17 protein-coding genes are annotated in these 16,768 nt (G+C 32.2%); 10 read left to right on the top strand and 7 right to left on the bottom strand.

Going from position 1 to position 16,768, the window contains the following annotated elements; all coding sequences use genetic code 11:
* Positions 1 to 25 precede the first annotated feature (25 nt).
* The 3 genes from RB618_RS09300 (at position 26) to RB618_RS09290 (ending at position 3,773) form a co-directional block, all read left to right on the top strand.
* A complete protein-coding gene (locus RB618_RS09300) occupies positions 26 to 1,495 on the top strand; it encodes a polysaccharide biosynthesis C-terminal domain-containing protein (protein ID WP_308068492.1) in 1,470 nt (489 codons plus the stop codon).
* Positions 1,496 to 1,591: 96 nt separating this feature from the next.
* Positions 1,592 to 3,244 (top strand): mechanosensitive ion channel family protein, encoded by a 1,653-nt coding sequence (locus tag RB618_RS09295; RefSeq protein WP_308068491.1) that lies wholly within the window; start codon positions 1,592 to 1,594, stop codon positions 3,242 to 3,244.
* Positions 3,245 to 3,473: 229 nt separating this feature from the next.
* Positions 3,474 to 3,773: a hypothetical protein gene (locus RB618_RS09290; RefSeq protein WP_165352478.1), complete on the top strand. Its 300-nt coding sequence runs from the start codon at positions 3,474 to 3,476 to the stop codon at positions 3,771 to 3,773.
* Positions 3,774 to 3,863: 90 nt separating this feature from the next.
* Here RB618_RS09290 and uvrA read toward each other — a convergent pair whose 3' ends face one another.
* Complete coding sequence (gene uvrA / locus RB618_RS09285) at positions 3,864 to 6,659, bottom strand: excinuclease ABC subunit UvrA (protein WP_308068490.1); 2,796 nt, start codon at positions 6,657 to 6,659, stop codon at positions 3,864 to 3,866.
* Positions 6,660 to 7,185: 526 nt separating this feature from the next.
* Here uvrA and RB618_RS09280 point away from each other — a divergent pair.
* The 3 genes from RB618_RS09280 to RB618_RS09270 all read left to right on the top strand — a co-directional run bounded on the left by RB618_RS09280 (position 7,186) and on the right by RB618_RS09270 (position 9,576).
* Positions 7,186 to 7,770, top strand: coding sequence for an RNA polymerase sigma factor (locus RB618_RS09280; protein ID WP_248726140.1), 585 nt, complete (start codon positions 7,186 to 7,188; stop codon positions 7,768 to 7,770).
* 50 nt (positions 7,771 to 7,820) lie between these two features.
* Positions 7,821 to 7,964, top strand: a complete 144-nt coding sequence (locus RB618_RS09275; RefSeq protein WP_008462533.1) for a hypothetical protein — start codon at positions 7,821 to 7,823, stop codon at positions 7,962 to 7,964.
* Between the two features lie 547 nt (positions 7,965 to 8,511).
* Positions 8,512 to 9,576, top strand: a complete 1,065-nt coding sequence (locus RB618_RS09270; RefSeq protein ID WP_308068489.1) for a tetratricopeptide repeat protein — start codon at positions 8,512 to 8,514, stop codon at positions 9,574 to 9,576.
* Positions 9,577 to 9,705: 129 nt separating this feature from the next.
* On the opposite strand, the gene nth is transcribed toward RB618_RS09270, so the two are convergent.
* Positions 9,706 to 10,368: an endonuclease III gene (gene nth / locus RB618_RS09265; protein WP_308068488.1), complete on the bottom strand. Its 663-nt coding sequence runs from the start codon at positions 10,366 to 10,368 to the stop codon at positions 9,706 to 9,708.
* Between the two features lie 90 nt (positions 10,369 to 10,458).
* Between nth and bcp the strand changes: the two genes are divergently transcribed.
* Positions 10,459 to 10,911 (top strand): thioredoxin-dependent thiol peroxidase, encoded by a 453-nt coding sequence (gene bcp / locus RB618_RS09260; RefSeq protein ID WP_308068487.1) that lies wholly within the window; start codon positions 10,459 to 10,461, stop codon positions 10,909 to 10,911.
* A 289-nt stretch (positions 10,912 to 11,200) separates the two neighbouring features.
* On the opposite strand, the gene RB618_RS09255 is transcribed toward bcp, so the two are convergent.
* Positions 11,201 to 12,661: a TonB-dependent receptor gene (locus RB618_RS09255; protein ID WP_308068486.1), complete on the bottom strand. Its 1,461-nt coding sequence runs from the start codon at positions 12,659 to 12,661 to the stop codon at positions 11,201 to 11,203.
* Between the two features lie 90 nt (positions 12,662 to 12,751).
* On the opposite strand from RB618_RS09255, the gene RB618_RS09250 reads away from it, so the two are divergent.
* From RB618_RS09250 to RB618_RS09240, 3 genes are read left to right on the top strand one after another with little or no spacing between them, the layout of a single operon-like run.
* On the top strand, positions 12,752 to 13,516 hold the full coding sequence (locus RB618_RS09250; RefSeq protein WP_308068485.1) for an MBL fold metallo-hydrolase: 765 nt from the start codon (positions 12,752 to 12,754) through the stop codon (positions 13,514 to 13,516).
* A gap of 12 nt (positions 13,517 to 13,528) precedes the next feature.
* Positions 13,529 to 14,032, top strand: coding sequence for a hypothetical protein (locus RB618_RS09245; protein ID WP_308068484.1), 504 nt, complete (start codon positions 13,529 to 13,531; stop codon positions 14,030 to 14,032).
* Between the two features lie 46 nt (positions 14,033 to 14,078).
* Entirely contained in the window at positions 14,079 to 14,507 is a 429-nt protein-coding gene (locus tag RB618_RS09240) for a hypothetical protein (protein ID WP_308068483.1), read from the top strand.
* Positions 14,508 to 14,594: 87 nt separating this feature from the next.
* Here RB618_RS09240 and RB618_RS09235 read toward each other — a convergent pair whose 3' ends face one another.
* From RB618_RS09235 to RB618_RS09220, 4 genes are all read right to left on the bottom strand, one after another.
* The gene (locus RB618_RS09235; protein WP_308068482.1) at positions 14,595 to 15,164 is read right to left on the bottom strand and encodes a cysteine hydrolase family protein; all 570 of its coding nucleotides are present in this window, start codon (positions 15,162 to 15,164) and stop codon (positions 14,595 to 14,597) included.
* Between the two features lie 33 nt (positions 15,165 to 15,197).
* Entirely contained in the window at positions 15,198 to 15,512 is a 315-nt protein-coding gene (locus RB618_RS09230) for a helix-turn-helix transcriptional regulator (RefSeq protein ID WP_308068481.1), read from the bottom strand.
* A 4-nt stretch (positions 15,513 to 15,516) separates the two neighbouring features.
* On the bottom strand, positions 15,517 to 15,861 hold the full coding sequence (locus RB618_RS09225) for a type II toxin-antitoxin system RelE/ParE family toxin (protein ID WP_308068480.1): 345 nt from the start codon (positions 15,859 to 15,861) through the stop codon (positions 15,517 to 15,519).
* Between the two features lie 169 nt (positions 15,862 to 16,030).
* On the bottom strand, positions 16,031 to 16,675 hold the full coding sequence (locus RB618_RS09220) for an alpha/beta fold hydrolase (protein WP_308068479.1): 645 nt from the start codon (positions 16,673 to 16,675) through the stop codon (positions 16,031 to 16,033).
* Positions 16,676 to 16,768: the final 93 nt, after the last annotated feature.

Below are 16,768 nucleotides of genomic sequence, written 5' to 3'. Positions count from 1 at the left end.
ACAAAATACAATCTAAACTCAAGAAATGGGTATTGTCTTAAATCAGTCTTTTAAAAACACTATAATTACATACATTGGTTTTGGTATCGGAGCCATTAATACATTATATCTTTATCCTGTTTTTCTTGGAGCAACTTATTATGCATTAACAAATTACATTACTTCTGCGGCAAACGTAATCATGCCTTTGTTTGCAATTGGAATGCAAAATACCCTTGTAAAATTTTATTCGCAATATAAAACAGAAGAAGAAAGAGAGCAGTTTTTGTCCTTTACGGCGCTGTTTCCCATTTTGATGTGTATTCCGTTAGGACTTATCGGAATCTTCTTTTACGATGACATAACCGATTTTGTTTCTAAAGAAAACCCAGTTGTTCGTGAGTTCATGCTTCTTATTCCGTTTATTGGAATCTGTATGGCTTATTTTGAAATTTTTTATGCCTGGGCGAGAGTGCATATGCATTCCGTTTTTGGGAACTTTATCAAAGAAGTTGGTTTAAGGCTGCTTTCTACATTCGCCTTAATTGGATTGTATTTCAATTGGATCAGTTTGGTTCAGTTTGTTTATGTTACTGCAGGGATTTATTTCTTAGCTTTTATCGTAACCATGTTTTATGCATTTTATATCAAAAAGCCTAATTTCCAGATTACAATACCAGAAAATGTAAAAAGTGTAATGGAGTATACTTTTTATATTATCTTATCAGGAAGCGTTGCCAATTTGCTTTTGGATGGTGATAAGCTGATGTTGAATCAATACATGAAGATTGAGAATATCGCTTATTATTCTGTGGCAACGTATATTGCTTTGGTTATTTCTGTGCCGAGCCGTGCAATGCATCAAATCGTGTATCCAATTACAGCTAAATTAATGCATGAAAACAAACATGACGAATTAAATCAGCTATACAAAAAAACATCGATCAATCTACAGATTGTCGGTGGATTTGTAATGCTATGTATTTTTGTGAATATCAGACAATTATATGAATTGGTTCCGAAGGAATATAGTGGCGGTATCTCAGTTGTATTTATGATTGGGCTTTCTAAATATTTTGATCTGATTTTAGGGAATAATAACGCCATTATTTTCAATACCAAATATTACCGAATGGTATTATATTTAGGACTAATGTTGGTTGTTTTAACCGTGATTTTAAATATGCTGTTCATTCCTGATTTTGGAATTATGGGGTCAGCATTTGCAACACTTTTATCTATTACGTTATACAGTTTGGCAAAATTGCTTTTTGTGGTTAAGAAACTTGATTTGTATCCTTTTACCAAACAGACGATTCATTCGATGATTCTGACATTTGCATTGTTTTTACTATTTTATTTCTGGGAATTTCCATTTTTCCAGTTAATCAGTATTGCTTTAAAATCGATATTAGTAACCATTTTATATTTGTATTTGAACTATAAATTCAAGATTTCGTCAGATATCAATAATGTTATTGATTCCATTTTCAAAAAAATAGGTTTTAAAATTTGATCTGATTTTTCTGTAAAATAGAAAGTAATTTAAAAATCATAGCTTTTTTGTTTTTATATTTGTTAGAAAGGATAACTAATTTTTTTCTTATAGAATATGAAAATAAAAGTACTTAGGTTATTAGCTTTCTTTTTTGTCTTGTTTTCTTTTTCGGTAATTGCTCAGAAAAATAATCTGAAAAGCCCTGAAAAAGAACCTTCAGCAGTAAAATTAAAAGGGTATCCGGTAACTCCTTTTAAAGACACACTTTTTTTGGTTTACCACAATGTGGGATCTTTTTCTGCAAAAGAACGAGCAGAATACATTACCAATAAAATTAAGAGACTTTATAATGAATCTTTTTTTGAAAAAGATTCCATTAAAATTATTCCTTCAGATGCTTCTATGGATATTGTTTACCAAGACGATTTGGTGGTGATGTCTGTTTTTGATGCCGATGCAAAAGCTGAAAATAGCACCGTAAGTGCTATTGCAAATCGTAATTTATCTAAAATTAAAAGCGCGATAGCCTATCAGAATGAAAATTATTCGCAATTGCCAAAACGAATAGGATATACAGCATTATTGGTTCTTATAATTGGCTTGATCTTATTCTTGACGGCAAAAATATTTAATTTCATAAAAAACTATGTTGTAAAAAATCGAGCAAAGTATTTTAAAGGAGTACATTATAATTCCATAAAAATATTGTCTCCAGAGAAACAGCTGGTTTTATTGCTTCGAATCTTTGGTGTTATAAAAATAATAGCGCTTATTTTAATCGTGTATCTTTCGCTGCCTGTTTTATTCAGCATTTTTCCAGCGACAAAAGAGTATACAACAACCTTGCTTAGATGGATTTTAACGCCTGCAAAATCTGCTTTTATGGGATTTGTTGGTTTTCTTCCGAGTTTGTTTACCATAATTGTAATCATCATCATTTTTAAATATTCGCTCAAAATAATTAAGTTTTTCTTTTATGAAATAAAATCAGAGAACATTAAGATTAACGGTTTCTACAGCGATTGGGCATTGCCAACTTTCAATGTTATTCGTCTTTTGATGTACGCCTTCATGCTCGTGATTATTTTTCCGTATTTGCCAGGTTCAGATTCACCGATTTTTAAAGGAGTTTCGGTATTTGTAGGGGTTTTGTTTTCACTCGGTTCTTCTAATGCAATTGCCAATATGGTGGCAGGTTTGGTTATTACCTATATGCGTCCGTTTAAGATTGGAGATTATATAAAAATTGGTGATGTAAGCGGAGAAGTAATTGAAAAAACAGCTTTGGTTACCAGAATCAGAACTCCAAAATTTGAAGATATTACAATTCCAAATGCTACCGTTTTGTCGAGTACTTCTACAAATTATTCGGCAAACACAAATCAGTCGACCAACGGATTATTAATTCATACCACAGTAACAATTGGATATGATGTGCCTTGGAAAGACATTCATGCCGCTTTGATTGATGCAGCTTTAAAGACTGAAATGACAGAAAAAGAACCTAAACCGTTTGTGCTTCAAACTAGTTTGGACGATTTTTATGTTTCGTATCAAATCAATGTTTATACTAAAGAACCAACGAAACAGCCTAGGATTTATTCTTCGCTTCATCAGAATATTCAAGATTCTTTTAATGCCGCAGGTATCGAGATCATGTCGCCACATTACAGTGCTTTACGAGAGGGAAACACCACGACTATTCCGCCAAATTATCTGAAAGAAGATTACGAGGCGCCTGTCTTTAATATTAAAAACAAAGGTTAAATAATTGATAACGAGTGATTAAATTTAAAACTTTAACACTTGAATACTTTGTAATTAATTTTATAAAAATTAACTTTATCCTGAATGTTTAGCAGTACTTTACTCAAAATGCAGTTTTTTTTCTAACTAAACGATTAAATGCAGGCATTTTTTTAATTTTTTAGAACTAAATAATTTTGCAGTAAATTACGATAAAAGTGTAACCAGAATTAATTGTAGATTAGTAATTATGAAGTACAATCATCTCAGCCATGAACAAAGCATGCAAGTATTTTCTAATATGATATCAAACAAAGTTCATAACGGATTTACTTTGGAAGAAAGGAATGATGAGCTTCTTTTTGCAGTCTTATCTAAAGGCGGAAAAGTGGTGAATCATAGTTTAAATTTTTTGATTTTCTGTTTAACTCTAGGTCTGTGGTCGTTTGCATGGCTTTATCTTACTTTTGAGGCTTCAAAACAGAAAAAGATTTTAGTAGCTATTGACGAAGATGGTCTTCCCTTTGAGGAAAGATGTTTAGTAGCTTAAGAACAGTAAAAAAGAGAAATAAAATATAAAGCCATAAATACAAACTAATCAATTGTATCTATGGCTTTGTTATTTGTAAAACAGGTTGGGTTACAATTTGTCTCTTAAATAAACCCCCGTTACAGATTCTTTTACTTTTACAATGTCTTCTGGAGTTCCAGATGCCAATAAATGACCTCCGTTTTCTCCACCTTCAGGCCCTAAATCAAGAATCCAGTCGGCACATTTTATTAAATCCAGATTATGTTCGATTACAATTATCGAATGTCCTTTTTCTATTAAAGCATCAAACGAAGCCAAAAGTTTTTTAATGTCATGAAAATGAAGACCAGTTGTAGGTTCGTCAAAAACAAATAAGGCTTTATCTTTTGTGGCGCCTTTTACTAGAAAAGAAGCCAATTTTATACGCTGAGCTTCTCCTCCAGAAAGAGTAGAAGAAGATTGTCCTAATTGAACATATCCTAAACCAACATCCTGTAAAGGCTGTAATTTTTGAGTGATTTTGGCTTGCTTGTTTTTTTCGAAAAAAGCAATCGCATCATCAATGGTCATCGTAAGAATGTCGTTGATGTTTTGATTGTCAAAAGTAACTTCTAGAATCTCTTTTTTAAATCGTTTTCCTCCGCAGGTTTCGCAAGGCAGTGAAACATCGGCCATGAAAACCATTTCGACATTGATAGAGCCTTCTCCTTTACAAGTTTCGCAACGTCCTCCATCAACATTAAAAGAAAAATGCTTGGCTTGATAGCCTCTTATTTTTGATAATTTTTCTTTGGCATACAAATCACGAATGTCATCGTAAGCTTTAATATACGTCACTGGATTTGATCTCGAACTTCTTCCGATCGGATTTTGGTCGACGTACTCAATATGCTTAATCTGCGAAAATGATCCTGAAATCTCGGTAAATTGCCCTGCTTTTTCAGCAGCGCTTTCCAGTTTTTTCTGAACAGCAGGAAATAAAATTTTCTTTATTAAAGTACTTTTTCCACTTCCAGATACTCCTGTTATAACTGTTAGGACATCTAAAGGAAAAGTAACATTGATATTTTTTAAGTTGTTTTCGCGTGCACCAATAATATCAATATGATTTTTGTATTTTCTTCTTCTTTTAGGAACAGAAATTTCTAAATCGCCATTAAGATATTTTGCTGTCAAAGAATCTGACTTTAGGATTTCATCATAAGTGCCTTGTGCAACCAATTTTCCTCCAAAAGTTCCAGCTTCTGGACCAATATCGATAATCATATCGGCAGCTTTCATAATGTCTTCATCATGTTCGACTACAATTACAGTGTTGCCAAGATCTCGAAGAGAAAGCAATACTTTGATTAATCTTTCAGAATCTTTAGGATGCAGACCAATACTTGGTTCATCTAGAATATACATCGATCCAACTAAACTACTACCAAGAGAAGTAGCCAAGTTAATTCGCTGCGATTCACCTCCAGAAAGAGTTGCAGAATTTCTATTTAAAGTAAGATAGTCTAAACCAACTTCAGATAGAAAAGACAAACGATTATTAATTTCGATCATTAATCGTTTTCCAATTTGCTGCTCGTATTGATTTAATTCGATGTTTTTGAAGAAAGTTACCAAATGTTTAATTGGTAGATCAACTAAATCAGAAACTGTTTTTCCATTGATTTTTACATAAGAGGCTTCTTCGCGCAGACGTTTGCCTTTACATGCATGGCATTTGGTTTTACCGCGGTAACGTGATAACATTACACGATTTTGAATCTTATAGTTTTTTTCTTCAAGTTCCCTAAAGAAATCATTAAGCCCTTGAAAATATTGATTTCCAGTCCAAATTAAATCTTTTTGTTCATCGGTTAATTGGAAATAAGGCTTATGAATCGGAAAATCAAATTTATAGGCATGTTTTACCAATTCATCTTTATACCAGCTCATGCTGTCGCCGCGCCAAGGATAAATGGCGCTTTCATAAATAGACAAAGCAGTGTTTGGAACCACAAGGTCGGCATCAATACCGATTATATTTCCATAACCTTCACAAACAGGGCAAGCTCCGTACGGATTATTAAAACTGAATAAATGAACGTTTGGCTCTAGAAAAGTTATTCCGTCAAGCTCAAAATTATTCGAATAAGAAAATCTTTTTTCTGCATTTAATTCTTGTAAATAACAGATTCCTTTTCCTTCAAAAAAAGCAGTCTGAACGGCATCTGCCAGACGATTGTAAAACTCTTCTTCTTCCTTTACAACGATACGATCAATAATTAGAAGAATATCTTTATTATCAAATTGATGCAAATCTGAAGCTGAAAATTCATCTAAACGAACCATTTCGTTATCAACCAAAATACGAGCAAAACCTTGCTGTAAAAGTACTTTTAGTTTGTCTTCAAGCTGCCTTCCTTCTTCAAGATGAATAGGAGCAAGCAACAGCCATCTGCTATCAAGAGGAAGACTCTTAACATCAGAAATAACATCTGTAACCGTATTTTTTTTGACTTCCTGTCCAGAAATAGGAGAGTAAGTGCGTCCAATTCTGGCAAACAAAAGTTTGATATAGTCATAAATTTCTGTAGAAGTTCCGACAGTCGAACGGGCATTGGTCGTATTTACTTTTTGCTCAATAGCAATTGCAGGAGCAATACCTTTAATATATTCTACTTTTGGTTTGTCTAAACGGCCTAAAAACTGACGCGCATAAGACGACAGACTTTCTACATAACGTCTTTGTCCTTCGGCATATAAAGTGTCAAAAGCTAAGCTCGATTTTCCTGATCCTGAAAGACCTGTAATAACAACCAGTTTATTTCTCGGAATAACCACATCTACATTTTTTAGATTATGTACCTGCGCTCCTTTAATTATAATATTTGATTTTGGATCTATTTTAGAAAGGTCAATTTGCATAAAAAAGTCAATTTTTACAAAAGTAATCAATTTTGGATTGGATTTAGTTAAGGATTTAGTTCCAAATCTTAACTATTTTATCATAATTAAAATGTTTTCAGATCAATTTTTTTAGCCCCAAAAAATCTGTTTTGAATATGAAAAGATGTAGTTTAAAGGCTTTTTTAGAAAAATATCGATTAATTGTCAATTTATTTCAAGAAAAATTGTAATTTAAATTCAGATTTAAAGAAAGAAGTACATATTATCTCGTTAATTGTAAGGGATTTACGTGTGTTTTTAAACATTTTTTGCAAACTTCTGTTTTACAGATTTTTAGCTGTTTTCGGGTAAATTTTATGTTTATTACACATTAATAAAAGTTTTACTAATAATAATTAATGATTTTATTTGCTTTTTAAAACTAAAATTTGTTAAATTTGGTCGCAATATTAACATAACTTAAAAAAGATACGCCTATATAAAAAAACTACTTTTTAGAAAATACTCCAAATTTTAAAATTAAAACTAAAAAAAAGTAGTTATTATGGCTGATCTGCATACTCCAGACGCTCTATTAGTAAAAAATTATGTTGACGGTAGTGAAGCTGCACTTGCAACATTAATAAAAAGGCACGAGTCTAAGATATATGGATTTATATATTCTAAGATTGCTGATAGAGATATTTCAAATGATATTTTTCAAGACACATTTATTAAAGTAATCAAAACTTTAAAAAGTAATTCTTATAACGAAGAAGGGAAATTTTTGCCTTGGGTAATGCGTATTTCTCATAACTTAATTGTAGATCATTTTCGCAAAACAAAGAAAATGCCCATGTACAGAGAAACCGAAGAGTTTTCTATTTTCTCTATCATGTCTGACGATGCATTGACAATTGAGGGCAAAATGATTGTAGATCAAGTAGAGCTTGATTTAAAAAAGTTAATAGAGGAACTTCCAGATGATCAGAAGGAAGTATTGGTAATGCGTATGTATCAAGATATGAGTTTCAAAGAAATCTCAGAGATAACAGGCGTTAGCATCAATACAGCACTTGGAAGAATGCGTTATGCACTAATGAATTTGAGAAAAATTATAGATAAACATCAAATTATTTTAACCAACTAATACTATTTTGATAATAACCTCGTTATATTAGTATAAAACATTCTGATAGTATGGGGAAAATTTACTCAAAAAAAGCATTAGCTTCTAAAAATCTTAAACCTAAAAAAGAAGTCGTTTCTTTTTTATTGAATTATTCGAAAGCCTTGACTGTTGTTAAGATAGACGATAAAAATTTTGAGATTATAGCTAACTAAACAGCCCACTGCTCCTGTCGGATGTTTATTAAAATAAACCAAATGGTCGTTTTGGTTTAAGAGCTCACTGTTTGTATGTTTTATATGCAAGTAGTGAGTTTTTTTTATTTCATTTTTTTTGATAAGAGAAAATATAAGGTTTTTACATCATTTTTTTGCTTGTTTTGTTAAAATTTAATGTTTTGATGGAAATTTATGTGTTTGTTTAGTTTTTAATTCTATTTTAGTTAAAAAACTAATTTTTTATTCGTTAAAAATGCTTTTGATGAGTGTTATTCGTATTTAAAAGTTGTTTGAGCTAGGAATTAGAAAATAATATATTAAAAATTAAATATTTAACCCAAAAACAAATCGTTTATGAAGAAAAACTACCCTGCTTTATTTTGTTAAGTTTGATGCTCATTTGATTTTTGAGAAAATATTTGGACCAGCAAATGTTTGCTCACAAAATGGTAATGGATAATTTTTAAACCAGTTTAATTATCTCTTTTACTATGCCTCAAAAGAACTAAGAAAATCATTTAATCACCAAAACTTAACCGCAAAAATGAAAGAGAACATTAAGATGTTGTCATGTTTATTACTGATTAGCATTGGCGTATTTGCCCAAAAAGACAAAATTAAAGAAGCGCAGTCTTTATTTGATAAAGGAAATAGCCAAGATGCTTTGGCAATTTTAACAAAAACAGAATACCTTATTCTTAACGCATCAGATGAAGATAAGTCTGATTACTATTTCTTAAAAGGAAATGTCTTAAAAGATTTAGCTGTAAAAAACATAGATGCGGCCAATAATTTTACTTTGGCATCGCAATCGTATCAAGATGTGTTTTTATACGAGAACGAATCAGGAAAATTTAAATGGACTGTAAAAGCAAATATGGCTTTAAAAGATATGAAAGCCAGCCTTGTAAATGGCGCAATGGCAGATTTTAAAGCCGGAAATTACAAAGAAAGTGCAGAAAAAAGTTATAAAGTGTATCTGTTTGATAAAAAGGATACTTTGAACTTGTACAATGCTGCTTCTTCATCTATAAATGCTAAAGATTACAATGCCGCTGTGACTTATTATGAGCTTTTGAGGAAAATTAATTTTTCTGGAAAGGGAGTTTTGTACTATGCGACAAACAAGAAAACCAAAGAAGAAGATGTTTTTATATCTCCAAAAGCTAGAGAATCGGCTATAGAGCAAGGTCTTTACGAAAAACCAAGAACAGAATCTGTGCCTTCTAAAAAGATAGAAGTAAATAATAACTTGGCTTATGCATACCTTGAAAAAAAGGATTACACTAAAGCCGAATCTATTTACAATTATGTTTTAGAATTAGATCCAAATTATATCGATGCTTATATTAATTTGGCATACTTAAAATTGCAAATTAAGAAAGACTTGGCCGATGAAATATCTTCATTAGGGACAACTCCGGCCGAAATGCAGAAATATGACAAACTTAATGCTAGAAAAGACGATATTACAAGAAGTGCAATTCCGTATTTGAAGAAAGTGCTTGCTATTGAACCAAAAAATCAAGATGCAACCAAAACATTATTAGGTGTTTATAGATCGCTTGATATGAATGCAGAATATAACGCTTTAAAAGCGGGAATGTAAATAAATTAGGTAATTAGGAAATTTGATAATTAAAAAAATTGATAATTGGAAAATTTCTACAGATTCCGAACACATTGCCTAGTTTTCTAATTGGCACATTATAGCACAAAGATCTTTAATCTTTGTGCTTTATTTTTTTGATGCTGTTTTTTCCAATTCAGCAATTAGTGATTTCTTTCCAACAGTTTTGGTAATAATGTCTTTTTCAAGATTCCATCCGCGAGCTGGAGAATATTCTCGTCCGTACCAAATAATCTGCAAATGCAGGTCATTCCATAATTCTCTTGGGAATAATCTTTTTGCATCTTTCTCAGTCTGCGCTACATTTTTTCCGTTTGATAAATTCCATCTGTACATCAATCTGTGAATGTGTGTGTCTACAGGAAAAGCAGGAACACCAAAAGCTTGCGACATTACTACACTTGCTGTTTTGTGACCGACAGCAGGTAAAGCTTCAAGCGCTTCAAAACTCTGCGGAACTTCGCCATTGTGTTTTTCAATCAAAATTTCAGATAAACCATGAATTCCTTTCGATTTCATTGGAGATAAACCGCACGGACGAATAATTTCCTTGATTTCCTCCACCGACATTTTAACCATATCATACGGATTATCAGCCTTTGCAAACAAAAGTGGTGTGATCTGATTCACGCGAACATCTGTACATTGCGCTGATAATAAAACAGCGATCAAAAGTGTATAAGGATCTTTATGGTCAAGAGGAACTGGTATAGTTGGGTAGAGTTCTTTTAAGGTGTCAATAACAAATTGTACGCGAGCTTCTTTGTTCATTTCGGTGATTTTAATGTCTGTAAAAATAAAGAATTATTAGTTATAAGTTATCTTTGTTAAATCTAAAATCAACATTCTAAAATAAAAGATATGACAACATTAAAAGCAGGAGATAAGGCACCAAATTTTTCAGGAACAGACCAAGATGGAAAAACACATAAACTATCAGACTATGCTGGAAAAAAACTGGTTGTTTTCTTTTATCCAAAAGCAAGCACTCCAGGGTGTACGGCTGAGGCGTGTGATTTGAGAGACAATTTTCATCGTTTTCAGGCTAATAATTATGAGCTTCTGGGAGTAAGTGCTGATAGTGCAAAAGCACAAGTTAAGTTTAAAGAAAAATACGAATTACCTTTCCCGTTAATTGCAGATGAAGACAAATCGGTTATTAATGCATTTGGAGTTTGGGGACCAAAGAAATTTATGGGAAGAGAATACGACGGAATTCATAGAACGACTTTCGTAATTAATGAAAAAGGAATTATCGAAGAAGTAATCGAAAAAGTAAAAACTAAAGAACACGCTTCTCAGATTTTGAAATAGTTTTTTTGTTTCAAGTTTCAGGTTTCAAGTTTCAAGTTGCCTGTTGGGATTTAATTTTAACGTAAAGTTCGCAAAGTTTTTTCGTAAAGCTCGCAGAGAAATTATAGAAAGCTTTGTAAAAGTTTTTTAAGTCCTCAAAGTAGTATAATCTATAAGCTTTGAGGACTTTAAAAAAAAACTTTGCGAACTTTGCGGTAATAAAAATACCCGCTCCAACAATAACCTGAAACCTGAAACAAGCAAAACCTGAAACAAAAAAAAAGTCCCAATAAAGGGACTTTTTTTTTTATTATGTATTTTGTTCTAATTCTTTCTGTGGATGATATCCAAAAAGATGATGTTCTTTAATGATTTCTGGAATACCAGGAGGAAGCATTGGTTCCCATCCTGTTTTACCTTGATTGATCATTTTTAGAATTTCTCTAGAGAAAACATCTAGGATATTTGGATCGTAATCTTCAATATCAACCACTTTTCCGTTGAATTTAAAGAATTTGTATAATTCTTTCATTCTAGGATGAACCTTTAAGTTGTTTGAGTTCATTAATGAGCCATCTTCATCTAACATTGGATATAAGAACACTTTCATATCGCGATAGAATAATTTTCCGAAAGCTTCTAGAATTCCACCGCTTAAATGACGGTAGTATTTCTCGTCAAAAATATCCACAAGGTTATTTACCCCCATTGCCAATCCCATACGGGCTTTGGTGTAATTTGCGAAGTATTCTACAACTTTATAATATTCTTGGAAATTCGAAATCATAACAGTTTGGCCAAGAGAACAAAGTAATTCTGCTCTGTCCATAAAGTCACGTTCGTCAATTTCACCATCAGAGCGTAAATTCGAAAGTGTAATTTCAAAAATTACCAACGTATTGTTTTTTTCAACCTTGTTTTCTTTGAGAAACATTTCTAAAGATTTCTCATACATGTCCATATTTACCTTAGTAACTGGACGGAAACTTCCTCTTAAAGCTAAAAGGTTCTTTTTGTATAAGATAGCAGCTGGCAGAATGTTCTTTCCTTCAGGGTTAAACATTACGGCATCTGTCATTCCGTTTTTAACCAATTGCAAACTCATCAAACGGTTGTCTACATCAGCAAAACGTGGTCCAGAAAAGTTAATGGTGTCAATCTCTAATTGATCTTTATCTAAGTGATCGTATAAGTAACGAAGTAATCGTTTTGGATCGTTGTATTTATAAAAAGCACCGTAAATTAAGTTTACCCCTAAAATACCCAGTGTCTCTTGTTGTAATCTTGCGTCGGTCTCTTTAAAACGAATATGCAGAATAATTTCGTTGTAAGCTTCGTCTGGTTCAATTTGGTATCGAATTCCAACCCAGCCATGACCTTTAAATTGTTTGGCAAAATCTATTGTGGCAACAGTGTTGGCGTAACTAAAAAAAAGTTTTGTAGGATGTTTTTCACGGCTTAATCGCTCTTCAATGATTTGCCCTTCGTGAGTAAGCATTTTTTTTAATCGCTCTTCGGTAACATATCTTCCGTCACTTTCCGTTCCATAAATGGCATCGCTAAAATCTTTATCATAGGCAGACATCGCTTTTGCAATAGTTCCCGACGAGCCTCCAGATCTGAAAAAGTGCCTAACGGTCTCTTGTCCAGCGCCAATCTCAGCAAATGTTCCGTAAATATTCTCGTTTAAATTAATGCGTAACGCTTTGTCTTTTATAGAAGGAATCTGTTCGATGACCTTGTCACCTTTGAGTTTTATTTCTGTACCCATTTTGTTTTAAATAGATTTGTTACAAAGTTAGTAAATTAGCAGTCTAATGAAAGAGAAATAATCCTATTTTTGTAAAAAAATTAAGTTCAATTGAAGGTTTATTTTTTAGGTACAGGTACTTCTCAAGGCATTCCAATTATTGGAATCGATCATCCAGTTTGTAAAAGCACTGATGCTAAGGATAAAAGGCTTCGTGTGTCCATTTGGATAACATGGGATGATCATTCTTATGTTATAGATTGTGGACCCGATTTTAGACAGCAAATGCTTTCTTGCGGATGCCGAAAACTAGATGCGATTCTTTTTACTCACGAACATGCTGATCATACTGCTGGTTTGGATGATATACGTCCGTTTAATTTCCGACAAGGAGAAATTCCAATTTATGGGCATAAACGTGTTCTAGATAATTTAAGACGCCGTTTCGATTATGTTTTTGAAACCGTAAATAAATATCCAGGAGCTCCAAGCGTAAAAACAATCGAAGTGCAGAACAATGCGCCTTTTGCTGTTGGTGATAAAATGGCTATTCCGATAAATGCTATGCATGGTGATCTGCAGGTTTTTGGATATCGAATAGATGATTTTGCCTATTTGACAGATGTGAAAACAATCGAACAAGAAGAAGTTGAAAAACTGAAAGGAATAAAAGTTCTGGTAGTAAATGCTTTGCGTGTCGAACCTCATGACACTCATTTTAATCTGCAAGAAGCACTTGATTTTATTAATCTCGTTAAGCCTGAAAGAGCTTATTTAACTCACATCAGCCATGTTTTAGGTTTTCATGAAGAAGTGCAGCAACAGCTTCCTGAAAATGTTTTCTTGGCATACGATAATTTAGAAATTACAATTTAATTATACCACACAATGAAAAAATCTTTAATGCTTTATCTTTTTATTCTTGCGATTTTAATGAATGTGTTTACCTATGCATTTTACAGCGGAGAAGTAAAATTTGGACAAGCACGATATGATAAAACAACTAAGAAATTAAGAGACAGCATTAGCCTTATGAAAAATAAATTGGCAGAAGCGGACTATTTTTCTTTAGAACACAATGAAAATGCACAAAATTACTTTGATAACAGTGCTTCTGGAGGAAAAGTAATTTTGTATGAAAAACTAATTCCGGTTGTAACTGAAAAACTATTAGATTTCAATTCAAATCCAAAAGGGAACCCTTATACAGGACAAGATCAGATTGGTCCAAACAAATTTATCATCAATAAAGTAAAAATCTTAAACCACCGTTGGATCATTGCAGATTATAGCAATGGTGAATTATGGGGAGAAGTCTTGTTAAAATACTTTGTTGATAACGATGATAATATTACCTTTGAAGTAAATCAAACTTGGTTATATCAAAAATAGGATTTTATAATCCTATTTTTTTTGACCTTTAAATAAATTTAGGATTATGAAAAAGATGTTTTTGTTTTTGATTATGGCAAGTGCAATTTCTTGCGGAAAAAAAGTTTCTCAAGAAAGTACAAGTACAGCTCCGAAGGAACCTAAAAAGGAAGCTGTAGTTGGAGGAGATTCAGATTCTCATGGCTGTAAAGGTTCAGCAGGATACACTTGGTCAGTTTTGAAAAAAGAATGTATTCGAGTTTTTGAAAACAGCACAAGATTAAACCATGCTGAAGATGGAAAAACGTATTCTACGGTTTCCTATGTAATCTTTGACGGAAACAAAGCAGAGCTTTTCTTAGATACTCAAAAAGAATCCATCATTTTAGAAAGAAAATCTGAAGGAGATTCTTGGGTTAACGGCGATTGGCAATTAATTCCTTGGAAAGGATATGTTCTGAAAAAAGCAGGGAAGATTCTTTATACGGGAGAATAAAGTTTACAGTCACAGTCTCAGTTTTCACTTAGAACTTTGTCATTTTTTTTGCTATTCAAAACTGAAAACTGCGACTGCGACTGAATACTAAATAATCTCTTTAATAAACTCAGAATCTACTACCTGGGCAAATTCTTCATTTAAACTTGCTAAAGCAGTCTGATGTATTAATTCAGCAGAGAAATCTTCTCCGTTTAAACCTTTTTTATTGAAAGTTGCTGTTGCATCTGAAACTAGATAAACTGTATAGCCAAAATTTCCAGCCATTCTTGTTGTGGTAGAAACACAGTGATCTGTAGTTAAACCAACAATTACCAGATGAGTGATTTTGGCAGTATCAAGAAGCTCTTTTAAATTGGTTCCAATAAAAGCACTATTGACATTCTTTTTGATTATTGTTTCGCCTTCGAGAGGTTTCACAACATCTTGAAATTCATTTCCTGGATTTGTTTCGTTTAGAATCGAATTCGGATTTGAAGAGCAATGCTGTACATGAAAAATAGGCAGATTTTTACTTCTCCAAATTTTCAAAAGTTCTCCAGCTTTTTCTTCTGCCGTAACATTATTGCGGTCTCCACCCCAGTAGGCAACATCATGAAAACCTTTCTGAATATCAATTAAAATTAATGCAGGATTATTAAGTTTTGTTGAGTTCATTTATAAAGTATTGTAGTTATAAAAGAGTGAAATTTATTTATCTAAACCGATCGTTAAGTCTTTTAGTTCTATTTGAAATTTGACTGTAGCTTTTAGTGCTGTAAAAACTTTTATTACTGTTTCCAATGTTACATTTCCGGCATTTTTTTCAAGTTTAGATATCTGTGCTTTTTGAACGCCAATAAGTTTTCCTAATTCTTCTTGGGTTAAATTACGCTCTTTACGAGTTTGTTTAATGGCATTTCCAATTAAATCCATTTGTAAATCATGTTCAAATTGATCTCTTGCAGGAGTTCCAGTTTTGCCAATGATCTCATCTGTTACTTGATTTAAAGTATATGTTTTCATGTTTTTAAATTGAATCTTTATCTTTAAAATATTCGAATCTCAGTTCTTGCGCTTTTGATATTTCTTTCTCAGGTACTTTGCGTTGCTTTTTTATAAAGCCGTGCGTAGAAATTACTAGAGTGTTTTGGACATTGGTTTTGTCCCAAAACGCTAATAAGCGATAATGATTTCCTTGATATAAAGTTCGAAACTCCCAAATGTCATTGTTTAACTTTTTAAAAAGTTCAGGGTCATTTTTTGTTTGCGATTTTCGAATGTTATAAAGTATTTTTTCTGAATGTTTTGGTTTTATTTCTTTTAAAAAGTCAAAGACTTCTTGCAGAAAGATTACATCAAAATTTTTTTCCATTCTTTTACTATTACAAAAATACCCAAAAGTTTCCTTTTGAAGAAACTTTTGGGTATTTAATTATTTTTAATCTCTGTTAGTAAACTAGGTTTAGTTTGTTAAGACTAAAATACAATATATATTTTGCAAAAGATTAAAAAAAATAGGTTTTTTCTTTCTTTTTAAAGAATTATAAAGCTAACCAATTCTTAAAATCAAAGAAATTCTGAGGAGCAACTCCATGCCCAACAGGATATTCCTTATAAGTAAGCGGAATATTTAGTTTTTCTAAAGCAGCTGGTGTTTTTCTTGCCCATTCAATTGGGATAACTTGATCTACAGTTCCGTGTGAAGCGAAAAATTTTAAGTTTTTGAAATCATTGTTTTTAAAACCTTCTTTGATGATTTCTTCATTAAAATAACCGCTCATGGCAACCACTCGCTGAATTTTTTCAGGATAAGAAAGTGCTGTTGCATAACTTAAAATAGATCCTTGGCTAAATCCGATTAATGTAACGTTGTTAGCATCAATTGGATAATTTGCTACTAATTCATCAATAAACGTTGCAATTATATCTCTAGAAGTTCTAGCTTGTTCGTTGTCTGAAAATTTATTCTGATCAGCATCAAAGTTAATGGCGTACCAAGCGTAAGCGCCATATTGCAAATCGTAAGGAGCTCTCGCAGAAATGATGTAATAATTATCTGGAAGTTCAGAAGCAAAAGAGAATAAATCGGCTTCGTTACTGCCGTATCCGTGCAATAAAAGCAATAACGGATTTTTATCTAAAATTACTTTAGGTTCTCTTATTTTATATTCTAAAGATAGATTCATTTTTTAATTATGAATTGTAAGTTGTGAATTGTAAATTTTTAGTCTCAGTCTCAGTCGCGGTTTTCAGTTCTTAACTTTGACAAAGTTTTGACG

The organism is Flavobacterium sp. LHD-85, from assembly GCF_030929595.1.
GTDB lineage: Bacteria > Bacteroidota > Bacteroidia > Flavobacteriales > Flavobacteriaceae > Flavobacterium.
Note: the sequence above shows the minus strand (reverse complement) of the source record. Positions and strands in the feature narration are given on the sequence as shown.